The sequence below is a fragment of the Alitiscatomonas sp. genome, assembly GCF_037242085.1.
GTDB classification, from domain to species: domain Bacteria; phylum Bacillota; class Clostridia; order Lachnospirales; family Lachnospiraceae; genus Alitiscatomonas; species Alitiscatomonas aceti.
The window spans coordinates 1-20,440 of record NZ_JAXXBR010000047.1 but is presented as its reverse complement, the minus strand read 5'-3'; the positions used below and the strand labels follow the sequence as shown (position 1 = coordinate 20,440).

Sequence of the window (20,440 nt, the reverse complement as noted above, 5' to 3'; positions counted from 1 at the left end):
GATAGAGCATACGGCTACGGACCGTAGTGTCGGGAGTTCGAATCTTCTCTGGCGCACGAAAGACAGGTTGTATAAGCGACCTGTCTTTTTTTTGTTCTAAAAATATAACTGTCTGCTTGCGTGGAAACGCCAATGGTGATAGAATATATGGTGTGGTTTTGATAAATATTGAAAAAATTCGGAGGATCCAGTGGAGAAGATCCAGAAGAGAAAAACAGAGCACGTGTCCTATGGGCTGATCCGGGCCCGGAGAAAGACCATGGCCCTTAAGGTGTCCGAAGATGGGACAGTGACGGTCCGGATCCCCTATGGGGTCCGACCGGAGGAGGCAGACCGCTTTGTGGAGGCTCATGTGGATTGGATCCGGAAGCGGATCGCAGAATGCAGGGAAAGAGCCGCGGCGCGGCCTGCGTATACGGACCGGGAACGGGAAGCCGGGAAGCGGCTGGCAAAGGAGCTGCTTTTGAAGAAATGCCGGTATTTTGCAGAGCGCATGGGCGTTTCCTACGGGACGGTCACCGTGCGGGAGCAGAAGACCCGGTGGGGCAGCTGCAGCGCCAAGGGAAACTTGAATTTTAACTGGAAGCTGGCACTGATGCCGGAAGAAATACTGGACTATCTGGTGGTCCACGAGCTGGCCCACCGGGTGGAGATGAACCACAGCCCGGCGTTCTGGGCCGTGGTGGCAGAGGAGATACCGGATTATAAGACAAGAAGGGAATGGCTCAGACAAAACGGTGCAAAATTTTAAACAGACAGAAAAACAGGAAATCTGGATGGTCCAGACAAAACGTGCGGATTTTAACGGACTGGCAAAGGAGCTGGGCGTCAGCCCCGTATCCGTGCGGATCATGAGGAACCGGGGAATGGAGACGAAGGAAGCCATGGAGCGGTACCTTTACGGCACACTGGACGGGCTTTATGACGGAGCTCTCATGAAAAATATGGGAGAGGCTGTGAACGTTCTCATAAAAAAGCTCCGGGAGGAAAAGCGGATCCGGATCATCGGGGATTACGATATCGACGGCATCTGCGCCTCCTACCTTCTTTTAACAGGCCTGAGACGGGCAGAGAGGGAACTGGGTAAAGGAACCGGGCCGGCTGGAAGCACCCGCATCGATTATGAGATCCCGGACCGGGTCCGGGATGGATATGGGATCAACGGGGCCATCATCCGCCAGGCGGCAGCCGATGGGGTGGATACTCTGGTGACCTGTGACAATGGCATTGCCGCAGCAAAGGAGATCGCTCTGGCAAAGGGGCTTGGAATGACTGTGGTGGTCACAGATCATCATGAGGTCCCGGTGGAGGAGGAAAGACAGGTCCTTCCTCCGGCGGATGTGGTGGTGGATCCCAAGCAGGAGGGAGAAACGTATCCCTTCCGTGAGATCTGCGGAGCGGTGGTGGCCTACAAGCTGGTGGAAAAGCTCTATGAGGCGTCGGGAGTCCCCCGGGAGGAATGGAGGGAGCTCCTGGAATTTGCGGCCATTGCCACTGTGGGAGACGTGATGCGGTTACAGGATGAAAACAGGATCCTGGTAAAATACGGGCTGAAGCAGATGGCCCGCACCAGGAACCTGGGACTGAGAAAACTGGTGGAGAAGACGGGGCTTGATATTACAGACTTAAGCGCCTACCATATCGGCTTTGTCATCGGCCCGTGCTTAAATGCCGGCGGGCGGCTCCAGACGGCCAAGGCGGCCCTCAGGCTTTTTCTGTCGGAGGACGAGGCAGAGGCAGAGCGTCTGGCAGAGGAATTAAAGGAATTAAATGATATCCGGAAGGACATGACAAAAAAAGGAGAGGACGAGGCCATCGCCCAGGTGGAGACACAGTATATGGAGGATAAGGTACTGGTGATCTTTCTGCCGGACTGCCACGAATCCCTGGCGGGGATCATTGCAGGCCGGGTGCGGGAGCATTTCCATAAGCCCTCCATTGTGCTCACAAGGAGCGGGGACATGGTGAAGGGCTCCGGAAGGTCCATTGAGCCGTACCATATGTTCCGGGAGCTGACAAAGGTCCGGGAGCTGCTGCCGAAGTTCGGCGGCCATCCCATGGCGGCGGGGCTTTCCATAAAAGAAGAGGACGTTCCGGAATTCCGCAGGCGCCTCAATGAAAATGCGGTCCTCACCGAAGAGGACTTTATCCCGCGGGTATGGATCGACGTTCCCATGCCTCTGGAATATGTGACCGAGGGACTGGTGGAGGAGCTTAAGCGGCTGGAGCCCTTTGGCCAGGGGAATGAAAAGCCCCTGTTTGCCCAGAAGGGACTGATGATCCGCAGCCTCCGGGTCCTGGGGAAAAACCGGAACGTGGTGAAGCTGGGGCTGGTGACAGATACGGGGCTTTCCATGGACGGCCTCTTATTCGGGGACGGGGACGCGATCCAGAGGGAGCTGGCCGGAAAGGACCGGATCGACATTGTATATTATCCAGATATAAACGAATACAATGGAAACCGGACGCTCCAGGCGGTGATCAGGAATTATAAGGCGGCCGGTTAAGGGCCGGACGCATTTATAATAGGGAACAGGCGGGCCGGAAAATGGAAAAGGAGGTCCCTGCCTGGCAGATTTATAATGTATAAGGAGGATTCAGGATGGTAAATGAACTGATGAGACTCATTGCGGAGCATGACAGCGAAGTGGGTGCGGCAGTCAACGCCGAATTTGCGAGACAGAGACGGAATCTGGAGCTGATCGCGTCAGAGAATATCGTTTCTGAGGCCGTGATGGCGGCCATGGGAACGGTCCTTACCAACAAGTATGCAGAGGGCTATCCGGGAAAACGGTATTACGGCGGCTGCGAGTGCGTGGACGTGGTGGAAAACCTGGCCATCGAGCGGGCAAAGAAGCTGTTTGGCTGTGATTATGCCAACGTACAGCCTCATTCCGGCGCGCAGGCAAATATGGCTGTGTTCATCGCCATGTTAAAGCCCGGCGATACCGTAATGGGCATGAACTTAGACCACGGCGGCCATCTGACCCACGGAAGCCCGGTGAACTTCTCCGGTATGTACTTTAATATCGTTCCCTACGGCGTCAACGACGAGGGATATATCGACTATGACGAGCTGGAAAAGAAGGCCATGGAGGCAAAGCCGAAGCTGATCGTTGCTGGAGCCAGCGCCTACTGCCGGACCATCGACTTTAAGCGGTTCCGTGAGATCGCTGACCGGTGCGGCGCATATCTGATGGTGGATATGGCACACATCGCCGGTCTGGTGGCAGCTGGTCTCCATCCCAGCCCCATTCCCTATGCAAACGTGGTGACCACCACCACCCATAAAACCCTGCGCGGTCCCAGAGGCGGTATGATCTTAGCCAATGAGGAGGCCAATAAGAAGTTCAATTTCAATAAGGCCATCTTCCCGGGAAGCCAGGGCGGCCCCTTAGAGCATGTGATCGCGGCCAAGGCCATCTGCTTCGGCGAGGCCTTAAAGCCGGAGTTTAAGACCTACCAGGAGCAGGTATTAAAGAATGCCAAGGCCCTGGCAGAGGCCCTTAAGAAGCAGGGCTTTAAGATCCTGACCGGCGGTACAGACAACCATCTGATGCTGGTGGATCTGCGCGGCATGGATGTTTCCGGCAAGGAGCTTCAGAACCGCTGCGACGAGGTTTATATCACCCTCAATAAGAACACGGTCCCCAATGATCCCAGAAGTCCGTTCGTTACCTCCGGCGTCCGCATCGGCACCCCGGCCATCACCTCCAGAGGCCTGGTGGAGAGCGACATGGATGAGATCGCCCGCTGCGTCTGGCTGGCAGCCACGGATTTCGAGAATAAGGCGGATGAGATCCGGGCGTCTGTGACAGAGATCTGTGGCAGATACCCCATCTACCAGTAAGACACATATTTCCCCTTCCGTTTTCATACACTGCAAAAGCAGAGATGAGGACGGGAGGGGATTTTTTATGGCAGAGGCCTTTGAAACAAAGACCACAGAGGAGACCGGGCGGCTCCTTCATTCCACGGATCCGGGAGGTCTTTCGGCGGAGGAAGCCAGAAAACGGCTGGAGCAGTATGGACCCAACCGGCTGCAGGAGCCGGAGCAGCCCGGCTTTTTTTCCCGTCTCCTGTCCCAGTTCATGGATCCTCTGATCTATGTGCTGGCGGCGGCCGGAGTCATTTCCGTGTTCCTGGGAGAGATCGGGGACGCCTGTATCATTGCGGCGGTGGCGGCCTTAAACGGGGCTGTGGGGATGATCCAGGAGGGGAAGGCCAAAAGGGCCCTGGATGCCTTGAAAAAAATGACCCGTCTGAAGGCAGTGGTGCGCCGGGATCAGACAGACCAGGAGATCGACGCGGCAGAGCTGGTGCCTGGGGATCTGGTGGTGCTGGACGCCGGGAGGCAGGTGCCGGCGGATCTCAGGCTTTTATGGACGGAAAGTCTGCGGGCAGAGGAATCGGCCCTGACGGGAGAGGCGGCGCCGGTCCACAAGGACGCCGGTTTTTCTGCGGCCGCCGGCCTTCCGGTGGGAGACAGGAAAAACATGGCCTATATGTCCTCCAATGTGACGGCTGGAAGGGGGCTGGGCATGGTGACGGCCACCGGCATGGACACGGAGATCGGCAGGATCGCCCGTCTGATCCGGGAGGCCCCCATGGAGGCCACACCCTTACAGAAACGGCTGGGGGATCTGGGAGGCGCTCTGAGCATTCTGGCAGTGGCCCTCTGTGCGGCCCTTTTCGGTCTTGCCGTCTGGCAGAAGCGGGATGTGGGAGAGATGCTCATTACGGCCATTTCCCTGGCAGTGGCGGCGGTGCCCGAGGGGCTTCCGGCGGTGGTGACCATCGTGCTGGCCCTGTCCGTGTCCCGGATGGCCCGGGTCCATACCATCGTGCGGCGGCTGCCGTCGGTGGAGACTCTGGGGGCGGTGAGTGTGGTCTGCTCCGATAAGACAGGGACGCTGACCATGAACCGGATGACGGTGGAAGAGGTCCTGGACGCGGGAGAGCTCCTGGATGAAGGCGTAAGCGGCAGGAGGAGACGGCCGGGCCGCGGGAAGGGGGCCATGGCTCCGTGCCAGGAGGAGCTTCTCAGGGCCTTTGTCCTGTGCAATGACGCGGAGCTTAATAAAAAGGGAAGGATCGGCGATCCCGGGGAGCTGGCCCTTCTGGAATATGCAGAGAAGGAGGGGCCATGGACAAAGGGAGAGCTGGAGCGGCAGCTTCCCAGGACGGCAGAGCGGGCCTTTGATCCGGAGCGGAAGCGGATGACCACCGTACACCGGACAGAGACAGGAACTGTTTCCTATACGAAGGGAGCCCCGGATGTGATCCTGGAACGGTGCAGCCGGTATCTGTCGGGCGGCGGTGAACGGCCTCTGATCGGCGGCAGCAGAAGAAGGCTCCAGGACCGGATCTCATGGCTTTCCAGCCAGGGGCTCCGGGTGCTGGGAGCGGCCAGGAGTGATGGGGACGGAAGGAAGGAGGAGGACATGGTCTTTCTGGGCCTGGCAGCCATGGCAGATCCTCCGCGTCCGGAGGCCGCCCATGCGGTGGCCATGTTTAAGAGAGCCCATGTGCGGACGGTGATGATCACAGGGGATCACAGGGACACAGCCCTGGCCATTGCCAGACGGCTGGGGATCGCAGAGGATGGGACCCAGTGCATCAGCGGGGCGGAGCTGGACCGGATGGACGACGCGGCCCTTAAGGAACGGGCAGAAACGGCGGCGGTCTTTTCCCGGGTCTCCCCGGACCATAAGGTGCGGATCGTCCGGGCGCTGAAGGAGAATGGAAGCATCGTGGCCATGACCGGCGACGGAGTCAATGACGCGCCCTCCTTAAAGGCAGCCGATGTGGGGATCGCCATGGGGCAGACCGGAACAGATGTGGCAAAGCAGGCGGCGGATATGGTGCTCACAGACGACAATTTTGCTACCATCGAGAAGGCCATTGAGGAGGGAAGAGGCGTCTATGAGAACATAAAGAAGGCGGTGATCTTTCTCCTGTCCTCCAATTTCGGCGAGATCATGACCATGTTCACGGCCATTGCCCTTTCCCTGCCGTCGCCGCTAAAGGCCAGTCATATCCTGTGGATCAACCTGATTACCGATTCCCTGCCGGCCCTGGCCCTTGGAACGGATAAAAACGACGGACCCGCCCTGATGGAGGAGCCTCCCAGGGGAAAGGATGAGAGCCTGTTTTCCAGGGGAGGGATGGCGTGCACGCTGTTTTATGGATTCCTTATAGCGGTGATCAGCCTTACGGCCTTTCTGCGGCTGCCGGTGGGGATCCTGGCGGCGGAGGGAAAAAGGATCACGGCAGAAAGCCTGTCCCTGGTCCTTGGAGATCCGGCGGTGCTGGCCCGGAGCCAGACGTATGCCTTTACGGTCCTGGGCCTTTCCCAGCTTTTTCATGCTGTGGGGATGCGGGACGTGGGGCGGTCGGTGTTCCGGATGAATCATCTGGAAAACCGGCTGATGCTGGCAGCAGCGGCCCTGGGAGTGCTCCTCCAGGTGCTGGTGACGGAAAACAGCCGTCTGGTGGCCTTGTTCCAGACGGCAGCCCTGTCCGGAACAGAATGGAGGGAGCTGCTGTTTCTGGCAGCTGCACCCCTGGCGGCCCATGAGCTTCTGGCGGGGCTCAGCCGGATCTCTGGAGCGCGGGGGACGGCAGAGAAAGAACGGTCCGGATTATAAGAGCTTCAGGATCCCCAGAAGGATCAGGATCAGCCCTCCGGTCCTGGACAGATCCAGAGAACACCGGGATCCCGGGAGCTGGCGGCTGTTTTCCAGGGCCAGTGCGCTTTTCCTGCCCAGGAAGACTCCCAGGCGGACGGAGGTGAAGCTGAGAAACAGGGAAAGGAAGAAAAGGACAGCCAGAGAGGCCCCGGCCAGTCCGGCTCCCAGGCCTGCTGCTCCGTTGTCAGAGGAAAGCCCCATGGCCAGAAAAAAGGAGCCGGAAGCAGAGAGCTGTTTTGTACCGCTTTTTCCGGGTACGGAGGCAGAGGCCGGGCTGGCTGTAAAACGGGAAAATCCCAGGAGCATGAGGAGGCTGGCGCTTAAAAAAACGGGAAGCTCTTCCGGGAGCAGAGGCCGGAGGACGGTTCCCAGGACAGAGGCCGCGGCCAGCACCGCTGCCGGACAGAAGGCCAGGATCCATGCAGAGCTCCTGGGGATCTTTATTTTTCCCGTTCCGCAGACAAAGCTGACGGCAAAGGAATCGGCGCAGAGAGCGGCCGTAAAAAGAAAAAGTGAAGACAGATCGCCCATTTTTATACCATATTTACAGAAGATCACTTATGATATCATATTGGCAGGCGGAATATTTGGTTCCAGGTATTCCAATTTGAATGGAAAATTGATACAATAAGACGATACCTGGCAGGACCAGAAGGGAAACGATCATGAAAAAGAACATCAGGATGACGCTGGAATACGACGGCTCCAGATACGACGGCTGGCAGAAACAGGGGAATACAGACAATACCATCCAGGGAAAGCTGGAGGCAGTGCTTTTTAAATGGACCGGACAGGAAGTGGAGGTCCATGGCTCCGGACGGACCGATGCAGGGGTCCACGCCAGGGGGCAGACGGCCAATTTCCATATTGAGGAGCAGTTCTGTCCGTCGGCAGCAGCGGCTATGGAGTATATGAACCGGTATCTGCCGGAGGATATACGGGTCATAGATGCGAAGGAGGCGCCGGAGCGGTTCCACAGCCGTCTTTCCGCTGTAAGGAAAACATATGCGTATTGCGTGGAAACAGCGGATAGGAAGTGTGTATTTGAGAGAAAATACGTATACGGACTGGGGCGTGAGCTGGATATCCCGGCCATGGAGAAGGCGGCGGGATATCTTCTGGGAGAGCATGATTTTAAAAGCTTCTGTTCCAATAAAAGAATGAAAAAGAGCACGGTCCGCCGGATAGATCAGATCGGGATCCATGCAGATGGAACGAAAGTGGTGTTTACCTATACAGGAAATGGTTTTTTGTATAATATGGTGCGGATCCTTACGGGAACGCTCCTGGAGGTGGGCCTGGGAAAACGAAGGCCGGAGGAGATGAAGGCTGTCCTTGAGGCCAGGAACCGGGAGGCGGCCGGAGCGACGGCTCCGCCGGAGGGCCTGTTCCTCATGCGGGTGGAATATGACGGGGAGGCATAGGATGGAAGAGAAAGAGCGGCTGGAAAAGCTGGAGCCTGCAGAGGCTTTGGCGGACCGGGGAGAGAAAACGGAGACCATAGAGGCGGGAAGCAGAGAGAAGGACCGGAGAGAAGCAAGCCTCAATATGGACGGCGAGCTGTCGGTGGAGGCCGTGAGGCGGTGGCTTTTATGGGCCGGTCTGGCCCTGGGAATCTGCCTGGCAGCGTCCTGTATCCTGGGGACTGTGTTTCTTATGCAGAACCGGAAGCCGGCAGTGCTCTTGACCGCGGACGGGAAGGACAGCAGGGAGCTGGTCCTGAACCGGAAGGGAGGAGTGATCCGGAAAAACGGGAACCCGGATTCCATGGCGGGCCTTTCCCTGCGGGAGTGCTGTGAACGTCTGCTGGAGGAGCTTCATGGGGCACAGATGCTGGGGGACCAGGAAGCGGCCTTGTTTACGGTGCGCCCCATAGAGGGGGCAGTGCGGGTGGATACAGAACGGATGGCGGAGGAGATCGCCGTTGCCGCAGAATTATTTCTGACGACCCGCCAGGCCAAGGGGACCGTATATGCCGGAAGTATATCAGAGGAGCCGGAGGTCCTGGAGCTGGTCAGGGAAAACGGCTGCTCTGTGGGTAAGGCAGCCATGGTCCAGGATCTTCTGGAGCGGAATGTTCGGGTCCGGGAGTCGGACTGCGGCCGGCTGTGCCAGATGGACATGGGGGCCCTGTCCCGGGAAATGGAGAAGAAAAATTATCAGACCTCGTTTCTGGTGGCCACGGCGGGAAAGCTTTATCAGGTAAAGGAGGACAGGCCCGCCGGGATAGAATCCGGGGAGACGGAGTCCGGGACAGAGACAGACGAAGGCTCCGGAGAAGAGGAGAACGGAATAGATTCCGGAAAGGATGGGAACGGCGGATCGGCAGGAAACCGCGGTCCTGGGAATTATGAAGGAGGAGAGCAGCCGGAGGAGGCGGTAAAGGAGCCGCAGGGAGAAGAACTCCGCCCAGAAGAAGGCAGCGGAGCGTCCCAGGGAGAAGAGGCATCTTCGGCAGAGCCGGAAAACGGTGAGGCATCTGAGGCGGAAGCAGAGTCAGAAAACCGGGAACCGTCTGAACCTGTCACGGGACCGGCAGAGCCGGAAACCACAGCACCGCCTGAGACGTCTCCTGCGGCACCGGAGACTACCGCAGAGCCGGAGACGACTGCGGCACCGGAGACCACAGAGCCGGCTGCCGAAACGGCCGCACCGGAGCCGTCCACAGCCGCACCGGGCACTCTTACTCCGGTGAGCCCGACGCCGGAGGAGACTCCGGCTCCGGAAACAGAGCCGCCCAGGCCGCCAGAAACGCCTCCTGCCACGGAGCCCCATACCGTAGGGCCGGGGATTTTAGAGGATGTGGTTCCGGCAGGCTGATGCCCGCCGGAGCGTTTCGGGGAACGGACGTCTTTTGTGAAAAAAAGGTTTGTGAAAAAATTGAAAATACCACTTGACGAAAACGGAAAGCTGCGTTATAATAGTCCACGTTGATGCGATGGGCTATCGCCAAATGGTAAGGCAACGGACTCTGACTCCGTCATTTCAAGGTTCGAATCCTTGTAGCCCAGCTGGAATAGAGACGAGGAACATTGAGTTTACAATGGTTTTTCGTCTCTTTTTTTGTTCCTGGATGCAGAGAACTTCAAAGTGTGGGGGCGCAAATATGGATTTTTCCGTAGTGTCCAAAAATCACTAAAAATCCAGACCGTTTACTCCATTTTAACTGGCCCGTTTGGGCAAGATCCAGGACTTTCCTCTCTAGGGCCCAGAGGACAGGAGAAAGAAAACATCTTTCAAAGGAGATGGAATGTCCGCTGGCATTCCAAAAACATTGGAAAGAACCGTGAAAGTGCACATGAATACATAGCAAATAAAAGATTTTATTGTGCAAGGTGATTGACATTTTTTGTTCTCCAGGTTAAAATGAAGGGGTGAGTCCGTTGGAATCAATAACAGGCGTCTCTTGCGGTGTGTGAGCCTGCGGCGCCCAGAAAAAGGAGAGAATATTATGATTGACACCATTGCTACCAGAGCCGTTGATCAGAATGAAAAGGTCCTTACCGATCTGGCTAAAAAGATCTGGGAAAATCCCGAGACTGCGTTTAATGAAGTGAAGGCATGTGAATGGACAGCAGAAGTCCTCCGCAACGCCGGATTTGAGGTGGAGACAGGGTATGTGGGAATGCCCACAGCCATCCGCGCCGTATGGGGAAAAGGTCATCCGGTGATCGGTTTCCTGGGCGAGTATGACGCACTTCCCGGCCTGAGCCAGAAGGTCAGCACAGAAAAGGAACCGGTAACTCCGGGTGCTGCGGGACAGGGCTGCGGCCATAACCTTTTAGGTGTTGCCTGCCTGGGCGCTGCTCTTGGAATGAAGGCAGAGCTGGAGGCTACCGGCAAAGAGGGTACAGTGGTATTTTATGGCTGTCCGGCAGAGGAGGTCCTCACCGGAAAGGCGTTTATGGCAAGAGGAGGAGCGTTCACAGAGCTGGATGCAGCGTTTTCCTGGCACGGCTCCACCAATAACCATGTGACTCTGGGGACCATGACTGGACTGAACAGCGCCATTTTCCACTTTAATGGGATCACGGCCCATGCTGGAGGAGATCCCCACAACGGCCGGTCTGCGCTGGATGCCGTGGAGCTGACCAGTGTGGGAGCCAACTATCTGCGGGAGCATGTGACCAGCGATGTCCGTATCCACTATGTGATCAAGGAAGGCGGCACAGCGCCCAATATCGTTCCCGATAAGGCCAGCGTATGGTATTATGTCCGCGCGTTAAGCCGTGAGGCCGTGGAGGATACATACAGACGTCTGGTGAAGGTGGCGGAAGGCGCAGCCCATATGACAGAGACTGAGCTGGAGGTAGAATACCTGGGCGGCTGCTACAATACATTAAATCCAGTGACGCTCACCAACCTGACCCACGATGTGATGGAAGAGGTGGAAAGACCCCACTGGACAGAGGAGGAGCTGGCATTTGCAAAGATCCTCAATGAAAAGAGCCAGCAGTATGAGAAGGTAAAAGCCTCGGGCGCTCTGGAGGATGGTCCTCTGGATACGAAGGTATCTCCTGTGCTGAATGAGAACGGCTACGGCTCCACCGATGTGGGAGACGTACAGCATATCGTTCCCTGTGTACAGGTGATGACGGCTACCTGCAACCTGGCGGCCCCGGGCCATAGCTGGCAGATCACTGCCTGCGCCGGTATGAGCATCGGAATGAAGGGCATGCTCTATGGCGCAAAGGTCATGGCAGCCACAGCCATGAAGCTGGTGGATGATCCCAAGCTGGTGGACGAGGCGAAGGAAGAGTTTAAGAAGCAGATGAACGGAAGAACGTATAAGTGCCCGGTGACCGAGGAGATCGTGGTTCCGGCGCCGGTACAGTAGATGAGAATATAAGATCCGGGATTTGGAAGCCGGAGGCTTAAAGGGCGGGGCTTTTTCCAGAAAACAGGAAAAAGTCCCGCAGTCTGGAAAAAATGCTTGACATTCTTAAAAAGTGTGGGTATAATATAACTCGCAGTTGAAAAACTGTAAGAGACAGATCGTGAATAATGGGCTATCGCCAAATGGTAAGGCAACGGACTCTGACTCCGTCATTTCAAGGTTCGAATCCTTGTAGCCCAGCTGGAAAGCGTTTAGATGTTGGGGATCCAATGTTTAGACGCTTTTTTGATACAGAGCCTATTGCCTGGAAGAGAAAAATGGGTTAGAATGGAAACGAGCGCCGGGACTGCCCGGAGGATTTAAGTGAGGCGGGAAGAACATGTACCAGTTTAAGAGCCGTGTCCGGTACAGTGAGACCGGCGTGGACGCAAGGCTGTCCCTGATGGGGATCATGAATTATATGCAGGACTGCTCCACCTTCCAGTCGGAGGACTGCGGAGTGGGGCTTGCTTATCTGGAAGAAAAAAATCGTGCGTGGCTTCTGTCATCCTGGCAAATCCAGATCTTAAGGAGACCGGCTCTGGGCGAGGAGATCACTGTCTGCACCTGGCCCTATGAGATCAAGGGGATCTACGGCCTGCGGAATTTTACGCTGATGGACGGGACCGGGGAATACCTGGTAAAGGCCAATTCCTGCTGGTTCCTTCTGGATACAGAAGCCGGAAAACCGGTCCGCGTGACGCGGGAGGATGTGGATGCCTACGGGGATGAGGAACCGAAGCTTTCTATGGACTATGCTCCCAGAAAGATCCGTCTTCCGGAGCACATGGAGGAGGCGGGGCGGCTGGTGATCATGAAGCACCAGATCGACACCAACCACCATGTCAACAATGCCCAGTACGTGGATATGGCGGTGGAGGCCCTTCCGGAGGAAGCCGACGGCAGGGAGATCACGGAGATCCGCGCCGAGTATAAAAAGGCGGCGGTGCTGGGAGATACGGCGGTCCTCATGCGGGCGGCCGGAGAGGACGGATACGTGGTATCTGTCTGCGGCGGAGACGGAAGCATCTTTGCCAATGTGGAACTGAAGGTAACGCCGGAGGGCGTTTAGAAAAAAGAGAGGACGAAGGACATGCTGGAACTTGGAAGAATGCAGACGCTGGAGATCGTAAAGGAAAAGGATTTCGGAGTGTATCTGGGGGAACCTGGAAAGAGCGCCGGGGGAGCTGAAAAGGGCGTTTTGCTGCCGAAAAAGCAGGTGCCCGAGGGCGCAAAGACCGGCGATCTCCTGGAAGTGTTTTTATATAAGGATTCGGAGGACCGGATCATTGCCACCACCACAAGACCGAAGCTCTCCCTGGGAGAGACGGCAGTGCTGGAGGTGAAGGAAACATCAAAGATCGGCGCATTCCTGGACATGGGGCTGGAAAAGGATCTTCTTCTGCCCTTTAAGGAGCAGACCCATGCAGTGAAAAAGGGAGAAAAATGTCTGGTGGCCCTTTATGTGGATAAAAGTAAGCGTCTGGCGGCTACCATGAAGGTATATTCGTATTTGAGGAGCGACGCTCCCTATAAAACGGGAGACGATATAAACGGCTTTGTATTTGAGATCAACCCGGAGCTGGGAGCCTTTGTGGCCGTGGACGGGATCTACCACGGGATGATCCCCAGGCGGGAGCTGTTCGGAGGCTTTAAGGTGGGCCAGGAGGTCCATTGCCGTGTGACAAAGGTGCGCGGGGATGGAAAGCTGGATCTGAGCGCCAGGGAAAAGGCCTATAACCAGATTTTTGAGGATGCAGAGCTTGTATTAAAGGTGATCGGGGAATTTGACGGAGTGCTGCCCTTTAACGATAAGGCAGACCCGGAAGTGATCGCCAGGGAATTTAAGCTCAGCAAGAACGCCTTTAAACGCGCTGTCGGCCATCTTTTAAAAGAGGGTAAGATAGAGATAACAGAAAAAAGTATCAGAGTATTGGAGGAAACAAAATGAAGAAAGTGATCAGCACAACAAACGCACCAGCAGCAATCGGTCCTTATTCCCAGGCCATTGAGGCCAACGGCTTTGTATTCGCTTCCGGCCAGATCCCGGTAAACCCGGCCACTGGCGAGGTTGCCGAAGGGATCGAAGGCCAGGCAGAGCAGGTAATGAAGAATATGAAGAACCTTCTGGAAGCAGCAGGTACTTCCATGGAGAACGTTGTAAAAACAACCGTATTCATCCAGAGCATGGACGATTTTGCAACCATCAACGGAATTTATTCCAAATATTTTGAGAAGGACTGCCCGGCCCGCTCCTGTGTGGAGGTTGCAAAGCTTCCCAAGGGTGTTCTGCTGGAGATGGAAGCCATCGCTGTAAAATAAAACCGTTATTTTTGCTAAAACAGGACGAAAAGAGATTTGTTTTTTGGGGAAAACGGATGCTTTTTCCGCGGCTCCCAGGCCCCATATGCAAAAGTCATGGAATTTATCACGATATTTTGGTAAATTACAATATGGAAAAACACTTCTGTTTTGTGTACCATAGGGAACAGAGGTATACCCGCCAGGCATTGTGTTGTCACGGATGCCGGCGGGTATTTTGTTTTTTTGAGTTTTACAATGGGGAGGAAGCATGTCGGGATTAGTATTAAAAAACGTGAATAAGATTTATCCTGGGGGACAGCAGTCGGTGAAGGATTTTTCTCTGGAGATCAGGGACAGGGAGTTCCTTATCCTTGTGGGGCCTGCCGGGTGCGGAAAATCCGCGCTTCTGCGGATGATCGGCGGACTGGATGAGATCAGCTCCGGTTCCCTTTTCATTGATGGAAAGGATATGACGGACGCGGATCCCAAGGACAGGAATATTGCCATGCTGTTTAAAAACAGTGTGCTGTATCCGGGCATGACGGTGGAAGATAACCTTTCCTTTGCGCTTCGTATGGGGAAGATGGCCCAGGAGGAGATCGACAGGAGGATCCGGGAGATCTCCGGGTATCTGAAGCTTTCTGATATTCTGGATAAAAAGCCTGAGGAGCTGACCGGGGAGGAGACATACCGGGCGCTTCTGGGACGTGCCATGATGCGCCGTCCGGGGATCCTTCTTCTGGACAGTACCATTGCAGATCTGGAGCAGAGCCTCCAGAAGGTGATGAGGAAGGAATTTAAGGATATCCATAAAAAAATGGATATGACGGTGATCTATGTGACCGACAACCAGGAAACGGCACTGGCCCTGGGAACCAGAATGGTAGTCATGAATGAGGGCTCCATCTGCCAGGACGGTACGCCGGAGGAACTGGCGGCCCATCCGGCAAACTGCTTTGTGGGCGGAGTCGTAGGCCGGTCGCCCATGAACTTCTTTCTTATGAAGGTATTTTCTGAAGGCGGCAGGATCGGGCTTCAGGGAGCCAGCGGCCGTATGCTGGTCCCGGAGGCTGTGGGCGCAGTCCTGGAAAACAATGGTTATGTGGGAAAAGAAGTGATCACAGGGGTACGGGCTGAGGATGTCTGCCTGTCCCGGGCCTCAGAGGACGGCCAGGACGGCCATTTCTCCGCCAGATTCCAGAGCATGACTGGAGACGGGACCATGCTCCGCTTCCAGGCTGAGGACGCCGACGGCATCTGCCAGGCAGAGGGGAGAACGGATTTTCGGGAAAATGAAAAGATATACCTCTTTGTGGACGCTGAAAAGATCTATCTGTTTGATAAGGATACGGAAAAAAACATTCTGTAAAGGGATGATTTCCCAACAATCCGGTGCCGGTTGTGGTGCCGGATTGTTTTTTTGTGGAAAAATACAAAATTTTTCTTTCCTTTTTTGTGATTTTGCATTAAAATAGAATCTGTATGAATGTCTATATTGTGAAAAGGAGAGAACGTTATGATTTCAAATCAGATCTTGCAGTCGAACATTGACGGACTGAAAGAAATTACCAGGATCGATCTCTGCGTCTGCGACGTGGAAGGAAAAGTTCTGGCATCCACGTTTGAGCAGGCAGAAGAGTATGAGAGCTCCATCCTTGCCTTTGCAGATTCTCCGGCAGACAGTCAGGTGATTTCCGGCTATCAGTTTTTTAAGGTATTTGACGAGCACCAGCTGGAATACATCCTCCTTGCAAAGGGAGGCAGCGACGATGTTTACATGGTGGGAAAGCTGGCGGCGTTCCAGATCCAGAATCTGCTGGTGGCCTATAAAGAGCGGTTTGATAAGGACAACTTTATTAAAAACCTTCTGCTGGATAACCTGCTCCTGGTGGATATTTACAACCGGGCCAAAAAGCTCCATATCGAGACAAACGTAAAGCGCGTGGTGTTCCTCATTGAAACGAAAAATGAGAAGGATGCCAACGCCCTGGAGACCGTAAGAAGCCTGTTTTCTGCAAAGACCAAGGACTTTATCACGGCTGTGGATGAGAAAAACATTATCCTTGTGCGGGAGGTAAAGCCTGGAGAGACGTATGGGGATCTGGAAAAGACGGCCAATACGATCCTGGATATGCTGAATACAGAGGCTATGTCCAAGGTGCATATTGCCTTTGGTACCATTGTCAACGAGATCAAGGACGTTTCCCGCTCTTATAAGGAGGCTAAGATGGCCCTGGATGTGGGAAAGATCTTTTACAGCGGAAAGAATGTGGTGGCATATTCCAACCTGGGTATCGGACGTCTGATCTACCAGCTTCCGCTTCCCCTGTGCCGGATGTTCATCAAGGAGATCTTCGATGGGAAGAACCCGGATGAATTCGATGAGGAGACCTTGACGACCATCAACAAGTTCTTTGAAAACAGCCTGAACGTTTCGGAGACCTCCAGACAGCTTTACATCCACAGAAATACTCTGGTATACCGTCTGGATAAGCTTCAGAAGAGTACAGGACTGGATCTTCGTGTATTTGAGGACGCCATTACCTTTAAGATCGCACTGATGGTGGTGAAATACATGAAGTATATGGAGAATCTGGATTACTAATATGATAGAAATTTCAAAGCTGACAAAGACCTACGAAAAGAGCAGCCGTGCTCTCAAGGACGTAAGCCTTACCATCGACGATGGGGAGTTTGTCTTTATTACAGGCCGGAGTGGTTCCGGAAAGTCAACCCTGCTCAGAATCCTTCTGAAAGAGGTGGAACCCACTTCCGGCCGTGTTGTCGTGAATGACATGGACCTGGGACGGATGCCCCGCCGCTATGTCCCCAAGTACCGGAGACAGCTGGGCGTGGTATTCCAGGATTTCCGTCTGTTAAAGGACCGGAACGTCTATGAGAATGTGGCCTTTGCCCAGAGAGTCATCGGCGTTTCAGGAAGGAAGATCCGGGAATCGGTGCCGGAGATGCTGAGGATGGTGGGCCTTTCATCAAAATATAAATCTTTTCCGCACCAGCTTTCCGGCGGCGAGCAGCAGCGGGTGGCCATTGCCAGGGCCCTCATCAACCGGCCGGCTATCCTTCTGGCCGATGAGCCTACGGGAAACCTGGACCCACATAACGCCATGGAGATCATGGGCCTTCTGGAGGAGATCAACCGTCAGGGGACCACAGTGGTGGTGGTGACCCACAGCAGCGAGATCGTAAATATGATGAGAAAACGGGTGATCACCATCCAGCGAGGAATCGTGGTGGGTGATGAGAAAGAAAGCGGGTACTGGTATGAGGATTAGCACGTTCTGGTTCTGCCTGAAGCAGGGCCTTGTGAATATATGCAGAAATATCTGGTTTTCCCTGGCGTCAGCCGCGATCATTTCTGCATGTATTTTTTTATTCTGTGTATTTTATTCGATCATCACCAACGTCCAGTATATGGTGGTCACGGCTGAGTCCACCATGGGGATCACGGTGTTTTTTGACGAGTCGCTGCCAGAGGATGAGATCCACGCCATCGGGGAGGAGATCCGGAAGGCCCAGGGGCCGATCATAAAGGATATGAAGTTTACCTCTGCGGAGGAGGCATGGGAGAGCTTTAAAAAGGAATACTTTGGGGAGAACAGCGATCTGGCGGAGGGCTTTTCTGATGACAACCCTCTGACTGGCTCGGCTTCCTATGAAATATATCTTTACGACATCAATGACCAGGAGCCGGTGGTTAAGTATCTGGAGGGGCTTTCCGGCGTCCGGAAGGTCAACTATTCCAACAGCGCGGCGGCGGGGCTTTCCAGCTTTAATAAGGTCCTGGCCCTGCTGTTCGGAGCGATCATCCTGATGCTTCTGGCGGTGGCGGTATTCCTGATCAGCAACACCATCTCTGTGGCGGCCGGAATGAGGAAAAATGAGAATAAGATCATGCGCCTCATCGGGGCCACCAATTTCATGATCCGGGCTCCCTTTGTGGTGGAGGGAACGATCCTGGGACTCCTGGGAGCCGCCATCCCCCTGGGAGCCATGTATTTCGGATACCGTCAGACGGTGGCGTATGTGGTGGGCCGGTTCCAGATCCTGTCCGGGATCATCCAGTTTCTCCCGATCGAGGAGATCTATCCGTCCATGGCGGCCATTTCCCTGGCGCTGGGCGGAGGTCTGGGCCTTGTGGTGAGTTTTCTGACCATCCGGCGGCATTTAAAGGTATAGGAGGCGCGGCAGGTGAAAAAAACAGGAAAAGCGGCGGCGGCCGGACTGGCGGCTGTCTTAAGTCTATGTCTGGCGATCCCGGCCTGGGCCACGGGAAGCCTGGACGATGCGAAAAAGAAAAAGAGCAGTCTGGAAGAGGAAAAAAAGAAGACGGAAGCTGCCATAAAGAGCCTGGAAGGGTTAAAGAGCGACGCGGCGGCCTATGTAAAGAAGCTGGACGCCAATCTGGAGGCCATCAGCGACGAGCTTTCCAGGCTGGGGAAGGATATTGAGGTCAAGGAGGGCCAGATCGAGACCACAAAGGCGGAGCTGGAGGATGCAAAGCAGGTGGAAAAAGACCAGTATGAATCCATGAAGCTGCGGATAAAATATATGTATGAGAAGGGAGACAGCTCTTATGTGGATCTTCTCATGGAATCCGGTTCCCTGTCGGAGCTCTTAAATAAGGCGGAATATATTGGAAAGATCTCGGCTTATGACCGGCAGAAGCTGGACGAATACGTGGCCACCAAGGAGCAGATCCAGGCCAAGGAGGCAGAGCTGGAGGCGGAGCATGGGGAGCTTCTGGGGCTTCAGGAGCAGACGGAGGCCAAGCATGCGTCGGTGGAGCAGCTCCTTTCCGCCAAGCAGTCGGAGCTTAAGAAGTATGAGAGCCAGATAAGCGCAGCTGAGGGCCAGCTTTCCGAGTATGAAAAGGATATCAAGGCCCAGGAGGACTCCATCAAAGCCATCGAGGCGGAGATGCGGCGGAAAGAGGAAGAGGCCAGGAAAAAGGCTGAGGCGGCTGGAAAGACGTATAAAACGAAGAATCTTGGGGACATTAGCTTCACATGGCCCTGTCCGTCCAGCGGGCGGATCACCTCGGGGTTTGGCGGCCGGTCCTCACCGACAGAGGGAGCTTCCTCCAACCACAAGGGCATCGACATCGGCGCCTCCACAGGCTCGGGGATCGTGGCAGCGGCAGACGGAGAGGTGGTGGTGTCCACGTACAGCTATTCGGCTGGGAATTATGTGATGATCAACCACGGAGGCGGAGTTTATACGGTCTATATGCATGCCTCCAAGCTGCTGGCATCTGTGGGCGATCAGGTGAAGAAGGGGCAGACCATTGCCAAGGTGGGTTCTACGGGATATTCCACAGGGCCGCATCTGCACTTCGGGATCCGGGTAAACGGTACATATGTGAATCCCAGCCAGTATGTGAGCCCGTGACCGGGGGCGTAAAACAGGAAAGGACAAAATTGCTATGACAGAAACAAACCTGGAAGAAACAAAACTGGAAGAAGAAAACCAGGATAACGGCAGGAACGAAGGCCTGGAAAAGGAGAAAGAGGACCGGAAGGAAAACGGCCGGGAGGGCCGGAGCCGGTTCTGGAAGGGGGCCTTAGCCGGTTCCCTGGTAACGGCCTTCGTGGTGCTGGCGGCGGTGGGAATGGCAGCCGGAATCTGGATCATGGGCAGGCAGACCCAGGAGACCCGCCAGGCGGTCCTTCCGGAGCCGGAGGGAGAATACGGCCTGGATATGGGAAGGCTGGCTCCAAAGCTGGGCTATATGCAGCAGCTCATTGACCAGTATTATCTGTTCGATGAGGACGAGGAGCGGGAAAACCCGGAGGACTGGATCTATACGGGCTATGTATATTCCCTTCAGGACCCCTATTCCACTTACTATACGGCAGAGGAATATGAGAGTGTCCAGGAAAGCAGCAACGGCGAATACTGCGGCATCGGCGTCCAGGTGAGCCAGAATGTGAATACAGGGATCATCACGGTGATCCGGGTGTTCAAGGATTCTCCGGCAGATAAGGCCGGCATGCGTCCGGGGGATGTGATCACCGGCGTAGGCGATGTGGATGCGGCGGGAATGGATCTGAGCATCCTGGTCAGCGACCACATTAAGGGAGAAGAGGGAACAGAAGTGACGGTCACTGTGTTCCGGGAATCCATCGAGGACAGCCTGGACCTGACCATGACCCGGGAGATCGTGGAGAATCCCACGGTGGAGTATGACCTGCTGGAGGATAATGTGGGATACATTTCCATCTCTGCCTTTGAGGAGGTCACCGGCGACCAGTTTAAAACGGCCGCAGACTCCCTGTTGGGCAAGGGGGCGAAGAGCCTCATCATCGATCTGCGGAACAACGGCGGCGGCGTGGTGACGGCGTCTACGGATATTGCGGACTATCTGCTCCCCGATGGAAAGACCATCGTGAGCTTTAAAGGAAAAGGAGTGGACGACAGCGTAAAGATCACGGAGGACGGCCATCAGGTGGACGTTCCCATCATCCTTCTGGTCAACGGAGAGAGCGCCAGCGCGTCGGAGGTACTCACAGGAGCGCTGAAGGACAACGGCTGGGCCACTGTGGTGGGC

General features: G+C 55.2%; 17 protein-coding genes and 2 tRNA genes. 18 read left to right on the top strand and 1 reads right to left on the bottom strand.

Features of this window, described 5'->3' with window-relative positions; genetic code table 11:
- Positions 1-190 precede the first annotated feature (190 nt).
- The 4 genes from WIH05_RS03185 (at position 191) to WIH05_RS03170 (ending at position 6,650) form a co-directional block, all read left to right on the top strand.
- Entirely contained in the window at positions 191-751 is a 561-nt protein-coding gene (locus WIH05_RS03185) for a M48 family metallopeptidase (RefSeq protein ID WP_022272704.1), read from the top strand.
- A gap of 25 nt (positions 752-776) precedes the next feature.
- Entirely contained in the window at positions 777-2,507 is a 1,731-nt protein-coding gene (gene recJ, locus WIH05_RS03180) for a single-stranded-DNA-specific exonuclease RecJ (protein WP_022272703.1), read from the top strand.
- 95 nt (positions 2,508-2,602) lie between these two features.
- A complete protein-coding gene (gene glyA / locus WIH05_RS03175; RefSeq protein WP_337424965.1) occupies positions 2,603-3,850 on the top strand; it encodes a serine hydroxymethyltransferase in 1,248 nt (415 codons plus the stop codon).
- 67 nt (positions 3,851-3,917) lie between these two features.
- Complete coding sequence (locus WIH05_RS03170) at positions 3,918-6,650, top strand: cation-translocating P-type ATPase (protein ID WP_337424964.1); 2,733 nt, start codon at positions 3,918-3,920, stop codon at positions 6,648-6,650.
- On the opposite strand, the gene WIH05_RS03165 is transcribed toward WIH05_RS03170, so the two are convergent.
- Complete coding sequence (locus WIH05_RS03165) at positions 6,645-7,223, bottom strand: hypothetical protein (protein ID WP_337424963.1); 579 nt, start codon at positions 7,221-7,223, stop codon at positions 6,645-6,647. The two genes, WIH05_RS03170 and WIH05_RS03165, sit on opposite strands and share 6 nt — an antisense overlap.
- 134 nt (positions 7,224-7,357) lie before the next feature.
- On the opposite strand from WIH05_RS03165, the gene truA reads away from it, so the two are divergent.
- The 14 genes from truA to WIH05_RS03095 all read left to right on the top strand — a co-directional run.
- The gene (gene truA, locus WIH05_RS03160; RefSeq protein ID WP_337424962.1) at positions 7,358-8,116 is read left to right on the top strand and encodes a tRNA pseudouridine(38-40) synthase TruA; all 759 of its coding nucleotides are present in this window, start codon (positions 7,358-7,360) and stop codon (positions 8,114-8,116) included.
- Position 8,117: 1 nt separating this feature from the next.
- The gene (locus WIH05_RS03155; RefSeq protein ID WP_337424961.1) at positions 8,118-9,512 is read left to right on the top strand and encodes a hypothetical protein; all 1,395 of its coding nucleotides are present in this window, start codon (positions 8,118-8,120) and stop codon (positions 9,510-9,512) included.
- Between the two features lie 119 nt (positions 9,513-9,631).
- A tRNA-Gln gene (locus tag WIH05_RS03150) sits at positions 9,632-9,703 on the top strand.
- Between the two features lie 440 nt (positions 9,704-10,143).
- Complete coding sequence (locus WIH05_RS03145) at positions 10,144-11,529, top strand: amidohydrolase (protein ID WP_022272696.1); 1,386 nt, start codon at positions 10,144-10,146, stop codon at positions 11,527-11,529.
- A gap of 168 nt (positions 11,530-11,697) precedes the next feature.
- Positions 11,698-11,769 (top strand) — tRNA-Gln (locus tag WIH05_RS03140).
- A 139-nt stretch (positions 11,770-11,908) separates the two neighbouring features.
- Complete coding sequence (locus WIH05_RS03135) at positions 11,909-12,640, top strand: acyl-ACP thioesterase domain-containing protein (RefSeq protein ID WP_022272695.1); 732 nt, start codon at positions 11,909-11,911, stop codon at positions 12,638-12,640.
- 21 nt (positions 12,641-12,661) lie between these two features.
- The gene (locus WIH05_RS03130) at positions 12,662-13,519 is read left to right on the top strand and encodes a S1-like domain-containing RNA-binding protein (RefSeq protein ID WP_022272694.1); all 858 of its coding nucleotides are present in this window, start codon (positions 12,662-12,664) and stop codon (positions 13,517-13,519) included.
- Positions 13,516-13,890: a RidA family protein gene (locus WIH05_RS03125; RefSeq protein WP_022272693.1), complete on the top strand. Its 375-nt coding sequence runs from the start codon at positions 13,516-13,518 to the stop codon at positions 13,888-13,890. Before WIH05_RS03130 ends, WIH05_RS03125 begins: the two co-directional genes overlap by 4 nt.
- Before the next feature lie 250 nt (positions 13,891-14,140).
- A complete protein-coding gene (locus WIH05_RS03120) occupies positions 14,141-15,241 on the top strand; it encodes an ABC transporter ATP-binding protein (RefSeq protein ID WP_337424960.1) in 1,101 nt (366 codons plus the stop codon).
- A 147-nt stretch (positions 15,242-15,388) separates the two neighbouring features.
- Positions 15,389-16,477: a helix-turn-helix domain-containing protein gene (locus WIH05_RS03115; protein WP_022272691.1), complete on the top strand. Its 1,089-nt coding sequence runs from the start codon at positions 15,389-15,391 to the stop codon at positions 16,475-16,477.
- 1 nt (position 16,478) lies between these two features.
- Complete coding sequence (gene ftsE / locus WIH05_RS03110; RefSeq protein WP_022272690.1) at positions 16,479-17,165, top strand: cell division ATP-binding protein FtsE; 687 nt, start codon at positions 16,479-16,481, stop codon at positions 17,163-17,165.
- Positions 17,155-18,069 (top strand): permease-like cell division protein FtsX, encoded by a 915-nt coding sequence (locus WIH05_RS03105; protein ID WP_022272689.1) that lies wholly within the window; start codon positions 17,155-17,157, stop codon positions 18,067-18,069. Before ftsE ends, WIH05_RS03105 begins: the two co-directional genes overlap by 11 nt.
- A gap of 45 nt (positions 18,070-18,114) precedes the next feature.
- A complete protein-coding gene (locus WIH05_RS03100; protein WP_252207423.1) occupies positions 18,115-19,281 on the top strand; it encodes a M23 family metallopeptidase in 1,167 nt (388 codons plus the stop codon).
- A 34-nt stretch (positions 19,282-19,315) separates the two neighbouring features.
- On the top strand, positions 19,316-20,440 hold a 1,125-nt coding region (locus tag WIH05_RS03095; RefSeq protein ID WP_337424959.1), incomplete at its 3' end, for a S41 family peptidase.